Below are 14,981 nucleotides of genomic sequence, written 5' to 3' on the forward strand. Positions count from 1 at the left end.
CTTCGAAACACAGGGAGAAAACATCATGTCTCAGGCGTTGAACCACATTGCAGAGGCCGTCGAGCATATCGAAGCGAGGAGCCGTCAGGCTTCGCGCGGCGTGCGTGTCGCGATTGCGTTCGGGATCGTCGCGGCCGGGTATGGGCTCGTCGTCGCGAGCGGTGTCGTCGGCGCCTGAGCGTGAACCGGCGGCGCACGGAGTGCGTCATCAAGGCGCAGCGGCGAGCGCCCGGAAGCCCTGCGCCGCGGTGAATCGTCCCTGTTTCTACGATAAACTGTCGAGCGCTCGAAACGCCCGCGGCAACACCATGCGCGCGGCGTTCGCAACCGTTCGAATCACTCTCTCACGGAGTCATCATGGCGAAGAAAGGCACTGCACCTGCCGTCAATATCGGCATCAGCGACAAGGACCGCAAGAAGATCGCCGAGGGCCTGTCCCGGCTGCTGGCCGACACGTACACGCTGTATCTGAAGACCCATAACTTCCACTGGAACGTCACCGGCCCGATGTTCAACACGCTGCATCTGATGTTCGAGACGCAGTATACCGAGCTCGCGCTCGCCGTCGATTCGATCGCGGAACGTATCCGCGCGCTGGGCGTGCATGCGCCGGGCAGCTACAAGGAATTCGCGAAGCTCTCGTCGATTCCCGAAGCGGACGGCGTGCCGGCCGCCGAAGACATGATCCGCCAGTTGGTGGAAGGCCAGGAAGCGGTGGTGCGCACGGCGCGCGAAATCTTCCCGGCGACGGAAGCCGCGAACGACGAGCCGACCGCCGACCTGCTCACGCAACGCATGCAGACGCACGAGAAGACCGCGTGGATGCTGCGCGCGATGCTGGCCTGAGCATTCGTTCGAACCGAAGAAGCCCCGCTCTGAAGCGGGGCTTTTGCTTTTCATGGCGTACGCGCGCGCTGTTCTAAAATACCCGCATCGTGTTTTTCCGCCTGCCTGCCTCCATGTTCGCCCGACTCCCGCTCTTCATGCGCCTCGTGCGCCTCGACAAGCCCATCGGCAGCCTGCTGCTTCTATGGCCGACGCTCAACGCGTTATGGATCGCATCGGACGGCCGTCCTTCGCCAATGCTGCTCGTCATCTTCATCGTCGGCACGATCTTCATGCGCTCGGCGGGCTGCGCGATCAACGACTACGCCGACCGCGACTTCGACCGCCATGTGAAGCGCACCGCCGAGCGGCCGATCACATCGGGCAAGATCAAGGCGTGGGAAGCCGTGGCGCTGGCCGCCGCGCTCGCGCTCGTCGCGTTCCTGCTGATCCTGCCGCTCAACACGCTCACGAAGGAACTGTCGGTGTTCGCGCTCTTCGTCGCAGGCACGTATCCGTTCACCAAGCGCTTCTTCGCGATTCCGCAGGCGTATCTCGGCATCGCGTTCGGCTTCGGCATTCCTATGGCCTTCGCCGCCGTGCAGAACCAGGTGCCGATGCTCGCGTGGATCATGCTCGCCGCGAACGTGTTCTGGTCGGTCGCGTACGACACCGAATACGCGATGGTCGATCGCGACGACGACATCAAGATCGGCATCCGCACGTCGGCGCTCACTTTCGGCCGCTACGACGTGTTCGCCGTGATGCTGTGCTATGCGGTGACGCTCGCGGTCTACGTGGGCATCGGCATCGCGCTCGGCTTCGGCTGGCTGTACTGGCTCGGCTGGCTCGCGGCGGCGGCCTGCGCGGTGTATCACTACGGGCTGATCCGCAACCGCGAGCGGATGGCGTGCTTCGCCGCGTTCAAACACAACAACTGGCTCGGCGGGATGCTGTTCGCGGGCATCGCGCTGCATTACGCGGTCCACTGAACGTTAACGCCTGAAAAGACAAACGGCAGTTCGCAATGAACTGCCGTTTTTTCGTGGCGAGGCGGTTCGCGCGTCAGGCCGCGCCCAGCTCATCCCCCATCTCCTTCGCACGCGCCTGTGCCGCCAGCGCGCCGCGCACGATCGCGTCCTTCACGCCTTGCGCGTCGAACGCGGCGAGCGCCGCTGCCGTCGTGCCGCCCTTCGACGTCACGCGCTCGCGCAGCACGCTCGCCGGCTCGCCCGATTGCGCCGCCAGTTGCGCGGCGCCCGTGAACGTCGCGACGGCGAGCGCGCGACCTTGCTCTTCATCCATGCCGAGCTGGCGCGCCGCTTCCTGCATCGCTTCGATGAAATAGAACACATAGGCCGGGCCGCTGCCGGAGATCGCGGTGACGGCGTCGAGCTTCGCTTCGTCGTCGAACCAGACTGCCGTGCCGACCGCTTCCAGCACTTGCGATGCGAGTGCCTTCGCGGCATCGGTGACGCCGGGCAGCGCGGCGAGGCCCGTCACGCCCATGCCGATCAGCGCGGGCGTATTCGGCATCGTGCGCACGATCTGCGTGTAGCCGTTCAGCCAGCGCGAGAGATCGGTCGCGCGGATGCCCGCCGCGATGCTGATGACCGTCTGCTTCGACAGATGCGGCGCGAGCGCTTCGGCCACGCCTTTGAGCACTTGCGGCTTCACGGCGAGCACGATGGCGTCGTAGCCGGCGAGCGTCGCGTCGACGGCCGCGCCCGTCGCGATGCCGAACTGCTGCGCGGTGCGCTCGCGCGCTTCGTCGTTGATGTCGACAGCATAAATGTCGGCGGGCGCCGTGCCGCGCTTGATGAGACCGCCGATGAGCGCCGCAGCCATGTTGCCGCCGCCGATGAATGCAATTTTCATGATGAAGGTAAGGTCAGGTGGTGTAATTGCGCGCGCCGAAAATCGCGGTGCCGATGCGCACCATCGTCGCGCCTTCGAGCACGGCGGCTTCGAGATCGGCGGACATGCCCATCGAGAGCGTGTCGAGATCGAGGCCATCCGCGCGCAAGGTGTTCATCAATTCGCGCAGTCGCGCATGCGGCGCGCGTTGCGCATCGAGCGTTTCGGCGGGTTCGGGAATCGCCATCAAACCGCGCAACGCCAAGCCGGGCAGGGCGGCGACCGCATGCGCGAGCGCGACGGCTTCATCCGGCTCGACGCCGCTCTTCGATGCCTCGCCGCTCACGTTCACCTGCACGCAAACATTGAGCGCGGGCGCGCCTTCGGGACGCTGCGCGGAGAGACGCTCGGCGATCTTCAGGCGATCGATGGAATGCACCCAGTCGAACTGCTCGGCGACGACCTTCGTCTTGTTCGATTGCAGCGGCCCGATGAAATGCCATTCGATTTCGCTGCGCAGGTCCGCCAGTTCCGCGATCTTCGCGATGCCTTCCTGCACGTAGTTCTCGCCGAACGCGCGCTGGCCGGCGTCGAAGGCGGCGCGCACGTCGCTGGCGGGGAATGTCTTCGACACGGCGAGCAGCTTCACGGACGACGCATCGCGCGATGCGTCGTGCGCGGCACGCGCGATGCGCTGCCGGACTTCTTCGAGATGTTGGGCGATAGACATGCGTAAGCTTCAAGGGCGATCGAGCCACTCATTATACGAAGCGGCTTCACCCGTACAGGAGATGCTCCAGAAGTTGGATCCAGTGCGTGACGGGCGTCGACGTGCCGCTTTGCAGATGCGCGATGCAGCCGACATTCGCCGAGACGATCACCTGCGGCTCCAGCTTCTCCAGCCGGTCGAGCTTCTGGTTGCGCAGCGTGTACGAGAGCTTCGGCTGCAGGACGGAATACGTGCCCGCCGAGCCGCAGCAGAGATGGCTGTCGGCGGGCAGGCGCACTTCGAGGCCGAGCGCGGTCAGCAGATGCTCGACGCGTCCGCGGATCTGCTGCCCGTGCTGCAACGTGCACGGCGGATGAAACGCGACCGTATGCACGCCGCGCCGCCGCGCGAGCCCGACGAGCTCTTCCTCGTACATCGGCAGGATTTCGGCGAGATCGCGCGTCAGATCGACGATCTTCTGCGCCTTCTCCGAGTACGCCGGATCGTTGCGCATCAGGTGTGCGTACTCTTTCACGGTTGCGCCGCAGCCCGACGCGTTCATCACGATCGCCTCGACGCCGCTTTCCACATACGGCCACCAGGCGTCGATGTTGTTGCGCACGTCATCGAGCGCGTCGTCGTTGTAGCCGAGATGCAGGCGGATCGCGCCGCAGCAGCCCGCGCTCGGCGCCGTGACGATCTCGATACCGAGCGCATCGAACACGCGCGCCGTTGCCGTGTTGACGTTCGGCATCATCGCGGGCTGCACGCAGCCGGCGAGCATCAGCATCTTGCGTTCGTGCTTGTTCGTCGGCGCGACGAGCGGCCGCTCGGGCACCGGAATCTTCGCGCGCAGCTTGCGCGGAAGAATGCCGCGAAACTGCTGGCCGAGCTTCATCGCGGGCGTGAAGAGCGTGCTGTTCGGCAGGAAGCTCGCGAGAAAGCGGCGCTGCAGCCGATGCCGCATCGGCCGCTCGACTTTCTCCTCGACGACCTTGCGCCCGATCTCGACGAGCCGCCCATATTGCACGCCCGACGGGCACGTGGTTTCGCAATTGCGGCAGGTGAGGCAGCGGTCCAGATGCAGTTGCGTGCTGCGCGAGACGGGCGCGCCTTCGAGCATCTGCTTCATCAGATAGATGCGTCCGCGCGGCCCGTCGAGCTCGTCGCCGAGCAACTGATACGTCGGGCAGGTCGCCGTGCAGAAGCCGCAGTGCACGCACTTGCGCAGGATGGCGTCGGCTTCGTCGCCATCGGCTGTGCCGCGGATGAATTCGGCGAGATTGGTTTGCATCGAAGCGCCTAAAAGTCGGGATACAAACGTGCGCGGTTGAAGATGCGCGCCGGATCGAATGCGGCTTTCAATCCACGATGAATCTTCATCAGCGGCGCGGGTAGCGGCGTGAACACGCCCGCATTGCGATCATAGGCGGAGCCTGCGCGGAAGATCGTCGCGTGGCCGCCGGCCTGCTTCGCGCTGATGCGCACGGTTTGCGGATCGGTGTCGGTGATCCACCAGCGTTGCGCGCCGCCCCATTCCATCAGTTGCGCGCCCGGCAGATGCAGCGGCTCCGCGATCGACGGCAACGCGAGCCGCCAGAGCGCCGAGCGTGGCTCGATCACCGCGAAGAACGGGTCGGTCTGTTCGCGCATGCCGATCCAGAAGCGGTCGGCTTCGACGGCATCGACCACTTCGCCGCCGAGCGTGTTGCGCGCGGTCTTCACGGCGGCTTCCGCGCCCGCGAGACGCAACGCGAGCGTGCCGTCGCGCCACGCGCTGCCGCAGATCGGCAACGGATGACCGCCCCATTCGTTGAGCTTGCGCACGCCGTCGGTGGCGTGCATGTCGAATTTAAGCGTGGCTTCCGCGACGGGGCGCGGCAGCACCTTGATCGACAGTTCGAGAATCAGGCCGAGCGTGCCGAGCGAACCGGCGAGAAGGCGCGACACGTCGTAGCCCGCGACGTTCTTCACGACTTGCCCGCCGAAATGCAGCACTTGCCCGTGCCCGTTCATCACGACCGCGCCGAGCACGAAATCGCGCGGCGCGCCGGTCCAGGCGCGGCGCGGCCCGGCGAGCCCCGCCGCGATGCAGCCGCCGAGCGTGGCGTTGCGCCCGAAGTGCGGCGGCTCGAACGGCAGCATCTGGTCGTGCTCCCGCAGCGCCGCTTCGATTTCGGCAAGCGGCGTTCCGGCGCGCGCGGTGATGACCAGCTCGGCCGGATCGTAGGCGATGATGCCGCGATACGCGCGCGTGTCGAGTATTTCTCCCTGGAGCGTCTGACCGTACCAGTCCTTCGTGCCGCCGCCGCGGATGCGCAGCAGCGTGCCGGTTTCGGTGGCCCGGGCGATCCTCTCCGACCAGCCGGCGACGATGTCGTCCTGTTCCATTCGTGTCCCGCTCGTATTTCGATTTCTGGTGGACTACCCGGTCGATTGTACCGGCCGCTTAAGGGCGCAATACTCGGTGAAACGTGGATAGCGGAACGCGATCCCTCGCTCAGAAGCGCGGCAGTTCGGGATGCGGCAACAGCCCGCCCCGGATATGCATCTTGCCGTACTCGGCGCAGCGCGCGCGCGTCGGGATGCCCTTGTCGGGGTTGAGCAGACCGGGCGGATCGAACGCGCGCTTCACGGCAAAGAATGCGTCACGCTCTTCCGGCGAGAACTGCACGCACATCGAGTTGATCTTTTCGATGCCCACGCCATGTTCGCCCGTCACCGTGCCCCCCAGCTCGACGCAACATTCCAGGATGTCGCAGCCGAACGCCTCCGCGCGATGCCATTCGTCGAGATCGTTGCCGTTGAAGAGAATCAGCGGATGCATGTTGCCGTCGCCGGCATGGAACACGTTGATGCAGCGCAGCGCGTACTTCTTCTCCATCTCTTCGATGCGCGCGAGCAGCGGCCCGATCGAGCGGCGCGGCACGGTGCCGTCCATGCAGTAGTAATCGGGCGAGATGCGGCCCGCCGCCGGAAACGCGTTCTTGCGGCCCGACCAGAACTTCAGCCGCTCGGATTCGGAGCGCGAGATCTGGATGCGCGATGCGCCGTGCTCGCGCAGGACGGCTGTCATGCGGACGATTTCCTCGGCCACTTCGTCGTGCGTGCCGTCGGATTCGCAGAGCAGGATCGCGGCGGCGTCGAGGTCGTAGCCCGCGTTGACGAATTCCTCGACGGCGCGCGTCGCCGGCTTGTCCATCATTTCGAGGCCGGCCGGGATGATGCCCGCCGCGATGATCGCCGCGACCGCGTTGCCGCCTTTCACGACATCGTCGAAGCTCGCCATGATCACTTGCGCCGTCTGCGGCTTCGGGATCAGCTTGACGGTGATTTCGGTGACGATCGCGAACATGCCTTCGCTGCCGATCAGCACCGCGAGCAGATCGAGACCGGGCGCGTCGGGGCCGAGCGAGCCGAACTCGACGACATCGCCGTCCATCGTCACCGCGCGCACGCGCAGGACGTTGTGCACGGTGAGGCCGTATTTCAGGCAGTGCACGCCGCCCGAGTTCTCGGACACATTGCCGCCGATGGTGCAAGCGATCTGCGACGACGGATCGGGCGCGTAGTAGAGACCATAAGGCGCGGCGGCTTCCGAAATGGAGATGTTGCGCACGCCGGGCTGCACGGTCGCGGTCCGCGCGTAGGGATCGACTTCGATGATCTTGCGAAAGCGCGCGAGCGACAGCACGATGCCGTGGCGAATCGGCATCGCGCCGCCGGAGAGGCCGGTGCCCGCGCCGCGCGGCACGATAGGAATGGCGAGGCGCGCGCAGATCTGCACGACACGCTGCACCTGCGCTTCGGTTTCCGGCAGCGCGACCGCGAGCGGCAGACGGCGATACGCCGCGAGGCCGTCGCACTCATAGGCGGCCGTGTCTTCCTCGCGAAAGAGCAGGCAATGCGTCGGCAGCACGGCCATCAATGCCTGCACGACTTCACGCTGACGCGCGGCGAGTTGCTCTTCGCTCAGCTCGGGTGCCTCTTCGTGCGGCAGATTGGGCGACCGTTGCTCGGATTTGAGCTCGTCGGGTGCGTTCATGTCTCCTCCTTTTGATGCCTGCGCTGTCCGTGGCGCTTATTTCCTGCGTGCATCTTGCGCGACTTCGTCAGCCTTCGAAAGTGAAGATTTTCCCCGGGTTCATGAGGTTCTTCGGATCGAGCGCGTGCTTGATCGCGCGCATCGTGGCGACGGCGTCCTCGCCGTGCTCGTCGATCAGAAAACCCATCTTGTGCAGCCCGATGCCGTGCTCGCCCGTGCAGGTGCCGCCCATCTTCAGCGCGCGCCCGACGATGAGCCGGTTGATGCGCTCGGCTTCTTCCAGCTCTTCGGGCTTGGCCGGATCGAGCAGCATCGCGACGTGGAAGTTGCCATCGCCGACGTGGCCGACGATCGGGCTCGGCAAGTACGAGCCTTGCAAGTCCTTCTCCGTTTCCTCGACGCATTCGGCGAGGCGCGAGATCGGCACGCAGACATCGGTCGTGACGGCGCGGCAGCCGGGCTTCAGTTGCAGCATTGCGAAGTAGGCCGAATGGCGCGCGTTCCAGAGACGGCTGCGGTCTTCGGGGCGCGTCGCCCATTCGAAGTCTTCGCCCTTGTTCTCCGCGACGATGTCCTGCACGGTCTGCGCCTGTTCCTTGACGCCGGATTCGGTGCCGTGGAATTCGAAGAACAGCATCGGCGATTCGCGCAGCGTCAGATTCGAGTGACGGTTGATGGCGCGCACGGCGAGCTTGTCGACGAATTCGACGCGCGCGATCGGCACGCCCATCTGGATCGTTTCGATGACGGCGCGCACGGCGTCGCCCATGGACGGGAATGCGCACACGGCGGCCGAGATCGCTTCGGGCTGCGGATAGAGGCGCACGGTGATTTCGGTGATGACGCCGAGCGTGCCTTCTGAGCCGACGAAAAGACGCGTGAGGTCATAGCCCGCCGACGACTTGCGCGCGCGCGTGCCGGTTTTGATGACGCGGCCATTGGCGGTGACGACCGTGAGGCCGAGGACGTTTTCGCGCATTGTGCCGTAGCGCACGGCGTTGGTGCCGGAGGCGCGCGTCGCGGACATGCCGCCGATGCTGGCGTCCGCGCCGGGGTCGATCGGGAAGAAGAGGCCGGTGTCTTTCAGCGCTTCGTTGAGCTGCTTGCGAGAGATGCCGGGCTGCACCGTCACCGTGAGGTCTTCGGCGTTGATCGAGACGACCTGGTTCATCTCGGACAAGTCGATGGAGATGCCGCCTTGAACCGCGAGCAGGTGGCCTTCGAGCGACGAGCCGTTGCCGTAGGGGATGATCGGGACATCGTGTTCGGCGCAGAGCTTGACGATGGTCTGGACTTCCTCGGTGCTGCGCGCGAAGACGACGGCATCGGGAAGTTGCGGGTCGAACGGGGATTCATCGCGCCCGTGGTGTTCGCGGACGGCCTGCGATGTCGTTGCGCGGTCGCCGAATGCTTTTTTCAGCGCTTCGAAAAGGGGCGCGGGGAAGGGGCGTTTTTGGAGCGCCTGGTGTTCGGTGGGGTGGTTCACGTGCGTGTCTCCGGGCGGTGCGGCTTTGTGTTGTCGGCTTTCGCGCTTGGTATGGGCGTTGCGGGTTTCGCTTACGGTCTCGCTCGTTTTGCCGATCGTTCTGCCGATCGTTCTGCCGATTTGCGATTCGTGCGAAATCCGTACGGTGTTCATCTCATTTTACGCCGTCAGGGCGATGGCAGGCGGGGCCTGGGTTTTGGGCCTGGGGGCGTGCCTATAATGGGTCGGACTATGGTTGGTATATCAGGGAGTCAGCGATGGGAAACCGCTTGAGCAAAATCGCCACGCGTACAGGGGATGATGGGACGACCGGGCTTGGTGATGGCAGCCGTGTATCGAAGGACGATGCGCGCATCGCCGCGATCGGGGATGTGGATGAGTTGAATTCGTGTATCGGCGTTTTGCTTTGTGAGCCGATGCCTTCTGATGTGCGCGATGCGTTGACGCAGATTCAGAATGATTTGTTTGATCTGGGTGGGGAGCTGTCGATTCCGGGGCATTCGATGATTCAGAATTCTCATCTTGCGCAACTGGATGCGTGGCTGGAAGAGTACAACGCGACGCTGCCGCCTTTGAAGGAGTTTATTTTGCCGGGTGGCTCGAGGGCGGCGGCTCTCGCTCATGTTGCGCGCACCGTCTGTAGGCGCGCGGAAAGGGCGATTGTGGCGCTTGGGCATCTTCAAATTGCCGAAGTAAATGAGGCACCGCGAAGGTATGTAAATCGACTGTCGGATTTGATGTTTGTGTTGGCGCGGGTACTGAATAGGGCGGATGGAGGGCACGACGTCTTATGGAATCGCTCCGATTCACGACCCTGAGGCGGCGACTGGGAAATTGAAACATTTTGGGGTATTTATTGCATCGAGTTTGTTGATGCACTAGCTTCCTCGTTCAGACGGACGGTCGGCGTTTGAAATGAAAAATCGAGGAAGCAATACTTGGCGAAATTGAAGAAGGACCAACTCTCGTTCCTGAAAAGACACCAAATTCCGGAGTCCTTGCTCTTTGACGCATCGGGACTATCCAAAAGGCCTCGTGAACTAGCAATGGAAGCCCTAAACAAAAAGTTCTTTTACGGCGGCTCGGTATGTACGAAGGGAGGGCACTCGCTTCGGACCAAGGTGGGGCATTGCATTCAATGCGGCACTTCGAAGATTGCGTTCCAGCTCAGAAGCTCCGAGTCTGGATTTGTGTACCTTTGCCATTCAAAATACACTGGTTATGTGAAAGTTGGCTTTAACAAAGATCACCCCAAGACAGGATGGAGAAGCTTTGCGAGCAAGGCTACGGTGGCGCGCGCGACTGGGATTTAAAGGCGTTCGTATGGCTTGACCGAAATGCCGGGAGGCATGAGTTCGCGATTCACGAACGGCTTTCGAAGTATCAGAAGTTGGTCGATTACGAAAAGGACCCTGGCTATATTGTTCAGTGTCGAGAAATATTTGATTGTTCGTTAGACCGTGCTAAAGAAGCCTTTTGTCATAATAAAGCGCTAAGAGATTAAATTAAGCTACGTGGATGTGCTGATTTTTTGAAGGAAGAGAAATGTCGGATTTAATTTTCTTGGACTTGGCCGTTTATCGTCTCGATGAGCGTCGCTATTACAACGGGCGAAATGACTATGTCGAGCGCACGCTTTTTCCGCGGGGTAGCAAAGATAGCGAGAAGCGACGGGAGAATGAAAAGGTGAGCCCCGAACGTCTTTTTCATCTCAGAAATCGCCTGGAACATTCGTATGGAGGCATTTGGCGCTACAACGAGATCATTGGCTTCATTCGACTCCATTTCTTAGGTTCGCAAGTCAGAGGAGAATATTTCGGTGTAGATCGTCGACGGGTGGTGAAAACTAGGAAAAAGCGATTTGAGTTTAAGACTTGGAAACTTGCTCCAGAGAGAAGTATTGACCCGGACGCCACCGACGATGAGATTTATACAACGATTAAGGAGTACGTTGACGCCTGCCGCACAGAACTCGACGGACGCTATATAGACGATAGCGAGCTTCTCGTCCTCGGACCTTATATTAAGTGGCGTTCCCTTTATGAATTCTCGATTTCGCGCCGCCCCGTGTAGTTTTCTACACAAGGGCGCACGGTGTCTTAAAGAGGTCTTCTTACGCTGATCGATCAGTTGCCGCCGCCCCGCGCGACTCGCCGCTGTTTGACGGATTCCGCCAATCCCTCAAGAACTTTGACGCTTTCGTCCCAACCAATGCACGCATCGGTAATGCTTTGGCCGTAAGTCAGTTCGCATCCCTCCTTCAAATCCTGCCGCCCAGCAACAAGATGCGACTCCACCATCACACCAACAATCCGCTCATCCCCCGAAGCGAGTTGACGCCCAATATCCTCACAAACAGGAATCTGATTCTCATGCTTCTTCGAGCTATTCGCATGGCTCGCATCGATCATCAGACGCGCAGCAAGTCCAGCCTTCCCGATATCGCTACAAGCAGCATTAACTGAGTCGGCATCGTAATTCGGCGTCTTACCACCGCGCAGAATGATGTGGCAATCCTCATTGCCCGCAGTCGAAACGATCGCCGAATGCCCGCCCTTGGTGACGGACAAGAAATGATGCGGCTGCGAAGCCGCCTTGATCGCATCGACAGCGATCTTCACATTCCCATCCGTACCATTCTTGAACCCGACAGGGCAAGACAGCCCCGACGCAAGCTCCCGATGCACTTGGGATTCAGTAGTCCGCGCCCCAATCGCCCCCCACGAAATCAGATCCGCAATGTATTGCGGGCTAATCATGTCGAGGTACTCGGTCCCGGCAGGCAAACCAAGCTCGTTGATATGCATGAGCAGTTCACGCGCGGCTCTCAACCCATCATTGATCTTGAAGCTGTTATCCATATACGGATCATTGATGAGCCCTTTCCACCCGACCGTCGTCCGCGGCTTCTCGAAGTACACGCGCATCACGATCTCCAACTCGCCCGCGAATCGGCGACGCTGCTCGATCAAGCGCCCCGCATACTCCATAGCGGCCTTGGGATCATGAATCGAGCAAGGCCCGATGATGACGATCAACCGGTCATCCATCCCATGAAGAATGCGATGCATCGACTGGCGCGCATTGAAGATCAGCTCGGAAACAGGCTCGGCGCAAGGAAACTCACGGATCAGGTGCGCGGGCGGGGTCAGCTCTTTCAGCTCACGGATACGGACGTCATCGGTATTGTGCGGGGGCATTTCTGTTCTCCTACAGCGGCGTGTGATTCGAACCAAGAAAGATGGAAGGCGAAAAAAAACCGCCAGACTCGCTGGCGGTTTTTTCGGGAATTCGGTCTGTTCAACCTGTGTACGACTCACCCCTCTCGATCCGCCAGCGGCTTGAGATGCCAAAAGAAATAAAAATAAAACTTGGCGGACGTCATGGTTTGGACGGGATCGAAGGTGTGTCGAAAAAAGTTGTGACTGCTTTTATAACCTCAAACGTGCGGCGCTGACAAGCCTGCAACCGCAAAAACGCGGACAATCCGCATCGCAACGGACAAAGACGCTAGATCCGAGCCCGAGCGATGCGGAAAACCCGCATGAAAAATCAAACCGTCCCGCCCACCGTCATCTTCTCGATGCGCAACGTCGGCTGCCCGACGCCCACCGGCACGCTCTGGCCTTCCTTCCCACACACGCCCACGCCACTGTCCAGCGACATATCGTTGCCGATCATCGTCACGTACTTGAGCGACTCCGGCCCGCTGCCGATCAGCGTCGCGCCCTTCACCGGATACGTGATCTTGCCGTTCTCGATCATGTACGCCTCGGACGCCGAGAACACGAACTTGCCGTTGGTGATATCGACCTGACCGCCGCCGAAGTTCACCGCGTACAAGCCGTTCTTCACGGAAGCCAGAATCTCCTGCGGATCCTTGTCGCCGTTGAGCATGTATGTGTTGGTCATGCGCGGCATCGGCAGCGCGGCGTACGATTCGCGGCGCGCGTTGCCCGTCACCGGCATCTTCATCAGACGCGCGTTGAGCGAATCCTGGATGTAGCCCTTCAGGATGCCGTCCTCGATCAGCGTCGTGCACTGCGTCGGGTTGCCTTCGTCGTCGATGTTGAGCGAGCCGCGCCGGTTCGGCAGCGTGCCGTCATCGACGACCGTGACGCCCTTCGCCGCCACCTGCTCGCCGATGAGTCCCGCGAACGCCGACGATCCCTTGCGGTTGAAATCGCCCTCCAGCCCGTGTCCGACCGCCTCGTGCAGCAGCACGCCCGGCCAGCCCGGCCCGAGCACGACGGTCATCGCGCCGGCCGGAGCGGGGCGCGCTTCGAGATTGACGAGCGCTGCGTGCACGGCGTCATCGACGTACTTTTGCAGGATCGCATCGGTGAAATAGGCGTAGTCGTAGCGCCCGCCGCCACCGCCCGTGCCGATCTCGCGCCGGCCGTTCTGCTCGGCGATCACCGTCACCGAGACGCGCACGAGCGGACGCACGTCCGCCGCGAGCGCGCCGTCGCTGCGCGCGACGAGCACGACATCGTATTCACCGGCCATGCCCGCCATGACCTGCGTGATGCGCGGATCTTTCGCGCGCGCCATCTGCTCGACGCGCTCCAGCAGCTTCACCTTGGCCGTGGCATCGAGCGAATGGAGCGGATCGGCGGCGAGATACAGATCGCGGCCCGAAATGCCCGTGAGCGTGCTCGCCGGCTTGATCTTGTGCTTGCCGCCGCCGGCCTTGGCGATCGCGCGCGTGGCGATCGCGGCCTGGCGGATGGATTCGGGCGACAGGTCATCCGAATAGGCGAACGCCGTGCGCTCGCCGGACACGGCGCGCACGCCGACGCCCTGATCGATGCTGAAGCTGCCCGATTTGACGATGCCTTCCTCGAGACTCCACGCCTCGCTGCGCGTGGACTGGAAATAGAGGTCGGCGTAATCGACGCGATGCGTGAAGATCTCCGCGAGCGTGCGCGTGATCAGCCCTTCGTCGAGGCCGTACGGCGTGAGCAAAACGTCCTTCGCCGTGACCAGGTTGCGAATGCCGGGTTCGATGATGTTCATGCGGTGCCTATTGCGTGTGCTGTGACGTGTTCGGTGATATTTTCAGACGAATTTCAGACGATTCTAAGGTCTGTTTCAGTCCGATGATGTGCGGGGAGAAACCCGCGTTTTCAAATCGAGTGTTCCAGCCAACGAACGCGCGATCACTCGATCACGCGATGCCGGTAAGCCGGCAAGCTCTGCCGCACGGCCGCGATGCGTTCCAGATCGATGCCGCCCGCCACGACGCCCATGCCTTCATCCTTCACGGCGACGATCTCGCCCCACGGGTCCACCAGCATGCTGTGCCCCCACGTGCGCCTGCCATTCTCGTGCCTGCCGCCTTGCGCCGCCGCCAGCACATAGCATTGATTCTCGACCGCGCGCGCCTTCAGCAATGTTTCCCAATGCGCGTTGCCGGTCGTGTAGGTGAACGCGGACGGCACGACCATCAGCGCGCAATCGCCGAGCTTGCGATACAGCTCCGGAAAGCGCAGGTCATAGCACACCGACAAGCCCACGCGCCCGAAGGGCGCTTCGAACGCGCGCACTTCGCTGCCTGGGCAAATGGTGCGCGCTTCGTCGAACTTGTCCTCGCCCTTTTCGAAATTGAACAGATGAATCTTGTCGTAGCGCGCGACCTGCTTGCCCGCCGGATCGAAGACGAGCGTCGTGTTCAGCACTCGATCCGGTTCCGGCGATTGCAGCGGCAGCGTCCCGCCGATGATCCATACGCGATGCTCGCGCGCCGCATCGGAGAGAAACTGCTGGATCGGGCCCGAACCCGGCGTTTCGCGGATCGCGAGCTTGTCGGTGTCCTTGAAGCCCATGTAGCAGAAATATTCAGGCAGGAGCACCAGTTGCGCGCCGCCGCGCGCGGCCTCGGCGATGAGGCGTCCGGCATCGGCCAGATTGCGTTCGCGGTCCGGCGTGCTGACCATCTGCAGCGCGGCGACCTGAAACGGGGCCGCGCTTTCGCTCGATCTTTCGCTCATGTCTCGATTGCGCTGGTAGAAATTGGGGACGAAAACGGCGTTGCCGACGCCAGCGCGAGCGCCCGT

Annotated in this window: 15 protein-coding genes; 6 read left to right on the top strand and 9 right to left on the bottom strand. The window is 62.3% G+C overall.

The genetic code is table 11. From position 1 onward, the window contains the following. The first annotated feature begins 25 nt into the window (after positions 1-25). From AC1Z32_RS15525 to ubiA, 3 genes are all read left to right on the top strand, one after another. The gene (locus AC1Z32_RS15525; RefSeq protein WP_483479472.1) at positions 26-178 is read left to right on the top strand and encodes a hypothetical protein; all 153 of its coding nucleotides are present in this window, start codon (positions 26-28) and stop codon (positions 176-178) included. 179 nt (positions 179-357) lie between these two features. Continuing rightward, a complete protein-coding gene (locus tag AC1Z32_RS15530; protein ID WP_062604766.1) occupies positions 358-846 on the top strand; it encodes a Dps family protein in 489 nt (162 codons plus the stop codon). 113 nt (positions 847-959) lie between these two features. Continuing rightward, positions 960-1,817, top strand: a complete 858-nt coding sequence (gene ubiA / locus AC1Z32_RS15535) for a 4-hydroxybenzoate octaprenyltransferase (RefSeq protein WP_483479473.1) — start codon at positions 960-962, stop codon at positions 1,815-1,817. Positions 1,818-1,890: 73 nt separating this feature from the next. Here the strand turns inward: ubiA and proC are convergent, their stop codons facing one another. From proC to AC1Z32_RS15565, 6 genes are all read right to left on the bottom strand, one after another. Beyond that, positions 1,891-2,703, bottom strand: a complete 813-nt coding sequence (proC, locus tag AC1Z32_RS15540; protein WP_483479474.1) for a pyrroline-5-carboxylate reductase — start codon at positions 2,701-2,703, stop codon at positions 1,891-1,893. Positions 2,704-2,716: 13 nt separating this feature from the next. After that, positions 2,717-3,412 carry a YggS family pyridoxal phosphate-dependent enzyme gene (locus AC1Z32_RS15545; protein WP_483479475.1) on the bottom strand — a complete coding sequence of 232 codons (696 nt, stop codon included), beginning with the start codon at positions 3,410-3,412 and terminating at the stop codon, positions 2,717-2,719. 46 nt (positions 3,413-3,458) lie between these two features. After that, the gene (glcF, locus tag AC1Z32_RS15550) at positions 3,459-4,685 is read right to left on the bottom strand and encodes a glycolate oxidase subunit GlcF (RefSeq protein ID WP_483479476.1); all 1,227 of its coding nucleotides are present in this window, start codon (positions 4,683-4,685) and stop codon (positions 3,459-3,461) included. 8 nt (positions 4,686-4,693) lie between these two features. Next, positions 4,694-5,782, bottom strand: coding sequence for a glycolate oxidase subunit GlcE (gene glcE / locus AC1Z32_RS15555; protein WP_483479477.1), 1,089 nt, complete (start codon positions 5,780-5,782; stop codon positions 4,694-4,696). Between the two features lie 109 nt (positions 5,783-5,891). Further along, positions 5,892-7,436 carry an FAD-linked oxidase C-terminal domain-containing protein gene (locus tag AC1Z32_RS15560; protein ID WP_483479478.1) on the bottom strand — a complete coding sequence of 515 codons (1,545 nt, stop codon included), beginning with the start codon at positions 7,434-7,436 and terminating at the stop codon, positions 5,892-5,894. A gap of 67 nt (positions 7,437-7,503) precedes the next feature. Next, on the bottom strand, positions 7,504-8,922 hold the full coding sequence (locus AC1Z32_RS15565; protein ID WP_483479479.1) for an FAD-binding oxidoreductase: 1,419 nt from the start codon (positions 8,920-8,922) through the stop codon (positions 7,504-7,506). 257 nt (positions 8,923-9,179) lie between these two features. Here AC1Z32_RS15565 and AC1Z32_RS15570 point away from each other — a divergent pair, with 257 nt between their 5' ends. Further along, positions 9,180-9,740, top strand: a complete 561-nt coding sequence (locus tag AC1Z32_RS15570) for a cob(I)yrinic acid a,c-diamide adenosyltransferase (protein WP_483479480.1) — start codon at positions 9,180-9,182, stop codon at positions 9,738-9,740. Positions 9,741-10,467: 727 nt separating this feature from the next. Continuing rightward, on the top strand, positions 10,468-10,995 hold the full coding sequence (locus AC1Z32_RS15575; protein WP_483479481.1) for a hypothetical protein: 528 nt from the start codon (positions 10,468-10,470) through the stop codon (positions 10,993-10,995). 53 nt (positions 10,996-11,048) lie between these two features. On the opposite strand, the gene aroG is transcribed toward AC1Z32_RS15575, so the two are convergent. After that, a complete protein-coding gene (gene aroG / locus AC1Z32_RS15580) occupies positions 11,049-12,122 on the bottom strand; it encodes a 3-deoxy-7-phosphoheptulonate synthase AroG (protein WP_483479482.1) in 1,074 nt (357 codons plus the stop codon). A gap of 41 nt (positions 12,123-12,163) precedes the next feature. On the opposite strand from aroG, the gene AC1Z32_RS15585 reads away from it, so the two are divergent. Further along, on the top strand, positions 12,164-12,379 hold the full coding sequence (locus AC1Z32_RS15585) for a hypothetical protein (RefSeq protein WP_483479483.1): 216 nt from the start codon (positions 12,164-12,166) through the stop codon (positions 12,377-12,379). Between the two features lie 95 nt (positions 12,380-12,474). On the opposite strand, the gene tldD is transcribed toward AC1Z32_RS15585, so the two are convergent. After that, the gene (tldD, locus tag AC1Z32_RS15590) at positions 12,475-13,941 is read right to left on the bottom strand and encodes a metalloprotease TldD (protein WP_483479484.1); all 1,467 of its coding nucleotides are present in this window, start codon (positions 13,939-13,941) and stop codon (positions 12,475-12,477) included. 143 nt (positions 13,942-14,084) lie between these two features. Beyond that, entirely contained in the window at positions 14,085-14,915 is an 831-nt protein-coding gene (locus AC1Z32_RS15595; RefSeq protein WP_483479485.1) for a carbon-nitrogen hydrolase family protein, read from the bottom strand. Between the last annotated feature and the right edge of the window lie 66 nt (positions 14,916-14,981).

It is taken from the genome of Caballeronia sp. 11_S32, assembly GCF_056930355.1.